At 70.7% G+C, this 5481-nt stretch carries 3 protein-coding genes; all 3 read left to right on the top strand.

What is annotated here, in order from left to right; translation table 11 throughout:
- The coding region (locus LLG88_04250) for a glutamate dehydrogenase (GenBank protein ID MCE5246117.1) at window positions 1-138 on the top strand (138 nt) is incomplete at its 5' end.
- Window positions 139-266: 128 nt separating this feature from the next.
- The gene (locus tag LLG88_04245) at window positions 267-2027 is read left to right on the top strand and encodes a PEP/pyruvate-binding domain-containing protein (protein MCE5246116.1); all 1761 of its coding nucleotides are present in this window, start codon (window positions 267-269) and stop codon (window positions 2025-2027) included.
- A 19-nt stretch (window positions 2028-2046) separates the two neighbouring features.
- The gene (locus LLG88_04240; protein MCE5246115.1) at window positions 2047-5259 is read left to right on the top strand and encodes a nucleotidyltransferase domain-containing protein; all 3213 of its coding nucleotides are present in this window, start codon (window positions 2047-2049) and stop codon (window positions 5257-5259) included.
- Window positions 5260-5481 lie beyond the last annotated feature (222 nt).

Genomic DNA, 5481 nt, shown 5'->3' with positions numbered 1-5481 from the left:
CTGGACGTCAAGATGACGGCCGCCTACCACGCCGTGTCCGAGCTCGCCCGGAAGCAGAAGCTCTACATGCGCGACGCCGCGTACGTGATCTCGATCAGCCGCGTGGCGCAGGCCTGCAAGGACCGCGGCTGGGTTTGATCGCCGCGGGTTTCCGAAAGGCGGCCGCGCCTGAGACAATAGGACGCGGCCCGCAGTGAAGACGGCGGAGGGGGCGGGCCTTAGGTTCCGCCCCCTCTTCTTATCCGCGGCGCGGGGAGGGCGTGGCGATGGCGCGAAGCGGCGACGACGGCGGCGTTCCGCGGTTCGACCGCCGCTTCTTCGACGGGAGCGAGCGGTTCACGCGGATCGGCGGCGGCTCGCTCGGCGGCAAGGCCGCCGGCTTGGCGTTCATGCGCGACGTGCTCGTCCGCGAGCTGGACGCGGCCGCCTATCCCGGCGTCGAAATCGCCATCCCGACCTCGGCCGTCGTCGCCACCGACCACTTCGACCGCTTCATGGAGCGGAACGGGCTCCGCGCGGTCGTGGAGGCGGAGCCGGACGACAAGAACCTCGCCGCCGCGTTCCAGCGCGCCGAGTTGCCGGTCGAGATGGTCGGCGATCTCCGCGCGCTGATCGAGGCGGTCCGCACGCCGCTCGCCGTCCGTTCCTCGAGCCTGCTCGAGGACGCGCTCTATCGGCCGTTCGCCGGCGTCTACGCGACGAAGATGATCCCCAACAACCAGCTCGATCCGGACACCCGCTTCCGGCGGCTGGCGGAGGCGGTCAAGTTCGTCTACGCCTCGACCTACTTCCGCGCGGCGCGCGACTACCGCGTCGCCGCCGGGAAGTCGGTCGGCGACGAGAAGATGGCCGCGATCATCCAGGAGGTCGTCGGCCGGCGGCACGGCGACCGCTTCTACCCCGGCGTCTCCGGCGTCGCCCGTTCCTACAACTTCTATCCGACGAACTGGGCCAATCCCGAGGACGGCGTGGTCAACCTCGCCCTCGGCCTCGGCAAGACGATCGTGGACGGCGGCGTGGCCTGGAACTATTCCCCCGCGCAGCCGCGGCGGACGCCGCCGTTCGGCTCGATCCGCCAGTACCTCGCCGAGACGCAGACCCGCTTCTGGGCGGTCAACATGGGCGCGCCTCCCGCCTACGACCCGATCAACGAGGTCGAGTACCTGACGGAGGCCGACATCGCCGACGCCGAGGAAGACGGCGCGCTGCGCTACGTCGCCTCGACCTACGACGGCGCGCGCGACCGCGTGGTCCCGGGGATCGGCGCCGACGGGCCGCGGATCCTCAACTTCGCCCCGCTGCTGACGCTCGGCGAGTTCCCGCTCAACGAAGCCGTCCGCGCGCTCCTCGCCGCGGCGGAGCGCGCCCTCTCGGCGAAGGTCGAGATCGAGTTCGCGGCGTCGTTCGTCGAACGGCGCGGCGAGCCGACGCGCGTCCACTTCGGCTTCCTGCAGGTGCGGCCGATGGTCGTCTCGACGACGCTCGTGGACCTGCCGGACGAGCTGCTCGACGACCCGCGCGCCGTCGCGGCGAGCGAGGCGGCGATGGGGAACGGCGTGGACGGCACGCTGCGCGACGTCGTCTACGTCCGCCCCGACCGCTTCGATTCCGCGGCGACGCCGGAGATCGCGGCGGAACTGGAAATCGTGAACCGCGGGCTGGTGGACGAGGGGCGCGGCTATCTGCTGATCGGCTTCGGCCGCTGGGGCAGCTCGCACGCCAGCCTCGGCATCCCCGTCGCCTGGAGCCAGATCTCCGGCGCGCGGGCGATCATCGAGGCCAGCCTGCCGGAGATGAACGTCGAGCCGAGCCAGGGCTCGCACTTCTTCCACAACCTCTCCAGCTTCGGCGTGGCCTACTTCACGGTGCGCCACGAGGGGCCGCGCCGCATCGACTGGGCGTGGCTCGACGCGCAGCCCGCCGCGCGGGAGGGGCGGTACACGCGCCACGTCCGCCTCACGGCGCCGCTGGACCTGCGCGTGGACGGACGGCGCGGGCGGGGAGTCGTCCTCGCGCCGCGCGACTGACGGGGACGACGGAGGCCGGATGAACGCCGAAGGAACCCAGGTCGAGAAGATCCTCCGCACGCTGCAGGAGCGGGCGAAGGAGCTGAACTGCCTCTACCGCGTGGACGAGCTGCTGTCCCGCCGCGACCTCGGGATCGAGGAGATCTGCCGCGGCATCATCGCCATCCTGCCCTCGGGCTGGCAGTACCCCGCGATCTGCGAGGCGCGGATCATGATCGACGACCGCGTGATCCAGGCGCCGGACCACATGGACTCCGTCTGGGCGCAGTCGGCGCAGATCATCGTGCAGGGGCAGCCGATCGGCGCCGTCGAGGTCTCCTACCGCCAGCAGATGCCGCGCGCCGACGAGGGGCCGTTCCTCAAGGAGGAGCGGAAGCTGATCGACTCCGTCGCCGAGCGGCTCTCGCAGGCGCTGATGGAGCGGCGGCTGCGCGCTGCGTTCGACGGCTGGCAGGCGGCGCTCGCCGGCAGCCCGGCCACCGAGAAGCGCGAGTGGTGGGTCGTGCTCGAGTTCCTCCGCGGCACCGACCCGGGGCTCCTCTCCCGGATCACGCGGAAGATGATCAACCACCTCAGCTGGACCGGCGTGCAGGAGGCGCGCGAGCTGCTGCAGTTCTCCTCCTGCGGCGTGCCGCGCGAGGGAGACGACCCGGCCGACGTCAACCGGCCGCTGCCGCGCGAGGAGATGGGCGGGTTCGACCTCTACGAGACGACGTTCGGCATCGCCGGCCAGCACCTCGGCGAGGCGGAGATCCTCGCCTGCCTCGCGCGCTGGATCAAGGAGGAGAAGTCGAGCTTCCTCGTCACCGCGCTGGAGAACCAGGACACGCCGCTCTCGGAGATCTCCGAGGCGCTGGAGCGGTACCGCCACGCCGACGTGGACGAGTCGGACCTCTCGCGCTCGATCCGCCAGGGGCTGCGCGCCTCGCTCGCCCGGCGCTTCTTCTCCGACCAGCTCGACTTCGTCAACACCTGCAAGAACTCGGTGCACATCGACGACTTCTACGGCCTGATCGGCAAGATCGTCATGCCGCCGCGCTGCCACGGCAAGCTGGGCGGCAAGGGCGCCGGCCTGTTCCTCGCCAAGAAGATCATCGAGAACTCGCCCGAGGCGAGCCCGCTGCTGAAGGAGATCAAGGTCCCCAAGACCTGGTACATCCCCTCCGACGGCATCTACACCTTCGTCCACTACAACAACCTCGAGGACGTGCTCAGCCGCAAGTACATGGAGATCGAGCAGGTGCGGCAGGAGTACCCGCACCTCGTGCAGCTGTTCAAGAACTCATCCTTCCCGCCGGTCCTCGCCAAGGGGCTCTCGCTCGCGCTCGACGACTTCGGCGAGTCGCCGATCATCGTCCGCAGCTCCAGCCTGCTCGAGGACCGCACCGGCTCGGCCTTCTCCGGCAAGTACAAGAGCCTGTTCCTCGGCAACCAGGGGCCGAAGACGGCGCGGCTCGAGGCGCTGATGGACGCGATCGCCGAGGTCTACGCCTCGGTCTTCGGTCCCGACCCGTTCGAGTACCGCACCGAGCGCAACCTGATCGACGTCCACGAGGAGATGGGCATCCTCGTGCAGGAGGTCGTCGGCAAGCGGGTCGGCAAGTACTGGGTGCCGGCCTGCGCCGGCGTGGCGTTCAACAACAACGAGTTCCGCTGGTCGGCCCGGATCAAGCGCGGCGACGGGCTGATCCGGCTCGTCCCGGGGCTCGGCACGCGCGCGGTGGACCGCGTGTCGGACGACTATCCGGTGCTGATCGCCCCCGGGCAGCCGGGGCTGCGCGCCAACGTCACCGTGGACGAGACGCTCAAGTACTCGCCGAAGCGGATCGACGTGATCAACCTCGAGACGAACGCCTTCGAGACGGTGGAGGCGCGGGAGTTCCTGCGCGAGGTCGGCGGCGAGTACCCCGGCGTGCGGAAGATGATCTCCGTCGTCGACGGCGACCGCGTGCGCCGCCCGGTCGGGCCGGACCTCGACTTCGAGCGCGACGAGCTGGTCTTCACCTTCGACGGGCTGGTGCAGGACTCCGCCTTCGTGTCCCGCGTGCGCGAGCTGCTGGCGCTGCTGCGCGAGAAGATGGCGGCGCCGGTGGACATCGAGTTCGCCCACGACGGGGAGGACTTCTACCTGCTGCAGTGCCGCCCGCAGAGCTACGGCGCCGACTACTCCCCGGCGCGGATTCCGCGCGACCTGCCCGACGGGAAGGTCCTCTTCACCGCGCGGCGCTACGTCTCGAACGGCCGCGTGCCCGACCTGACCCACCTCGTGTTCGTCGATCCGGAGCGGTACGCCGAGATCCCCGACCCGAACACGCTGCGCGACGTCGGCCGCGTCGTGGGGCGGCTCAACAAGCTGCTGCCGAAGCGCCAGTTCGCGTTGATCGGCCCGGGCCGCTGGGGAAGCCGCGGCGACATCCGCCTCGGCGTGCCGGTGACCTACTCCGACATCAACAACACCGCGATCCTCGTCGAGGTGGCGCGCAAGAAGGGGAACTACGTCCCCGACCTCTCCTTCGGCACGCACTTCTTCCAGGACCTCGTCGAGGCGCAGATCCGCTACCTGCCGCTCTACCCGGACGACGAGGGGATCGTCTACAACGAGGAGTTCCTGCGCTGCGCGCGGAACGTCCTCGGCGACCTCGTCCCCGAGGCGGCGCGCCTCGCCGACGTCGTGCGCGTCGTGGACGTCCGCGCCGAGACCGGCGGGCAGGTGCTCCGCGTGCTGATGAACGCCGAGCTGGACGAGGCGGTGGCGTTCCTCGGCGTGCCCTCGGAGGGGTCCGCCGCGGCGGCGGCCGCCGCGGGCGAGCCGGAGGTGCGCGCGCCGCAGGCGCGGGCCCGCGCCGAGGAGGACCACTGGCGCTGGCGCTTCCGCATGGCGGAGCGGCTGGCGGCGCAGCTCGACCCGCGCAAGTACGGCGTCGTCGCCGTCTACCTGTTCGGCAGCACGAAGAACGCCAACGCCGGCCCGGCGAGCGACATCGACCTGCTGATCCACGTCCGCGCCGACGAGGCGCAGCGCGCGGCGCTCGAGACCTGGCTCGACGGCTGGAGCGAGGCGCTGGCGGAGGTCAACTACCTGCGCACCGGCAAGATCGCGCGGGGGCTGCTCGACGTGCACTTCGTCACCGACGAGGACATCCAGCAGAAGACGAGCTACGCGGTGAAGATCGGCGCCGTCACCGACCCGGCGCGGGTGCTGCAGCTCGGCACCGACCTGCGCGGGATCTGAAAAGCGAAGGGGCCGGCGATCCGCCGGCCCCCGTTTCCTCGCGTCTCTGCGCGTTTCCGCGCGACTCTGCGCGACTCCGCGTGTCTCCGCGCGTCTCTGCGCGTTTCCGCGGCCCGCCTACCCGCGGTCGAAGTGGGGCAGCGGCGCGGCCGGCAGCGGCACCGAGATCTCGACGAAGCCGGCGAACCGGCCGTCCTTGAACCACGGCAGCTGGTGGATGAT

It is taken from the genome of bacterium (assembly GCA_021372775.1).
Classification (GTDB): Bacteria; Acidobacteriota; Polarisedimenticolia; order J045; family J045; genus JAJFTU01.
This window is presented reverse-complemented; position numbering and strand designations above follow the sequence as displayed.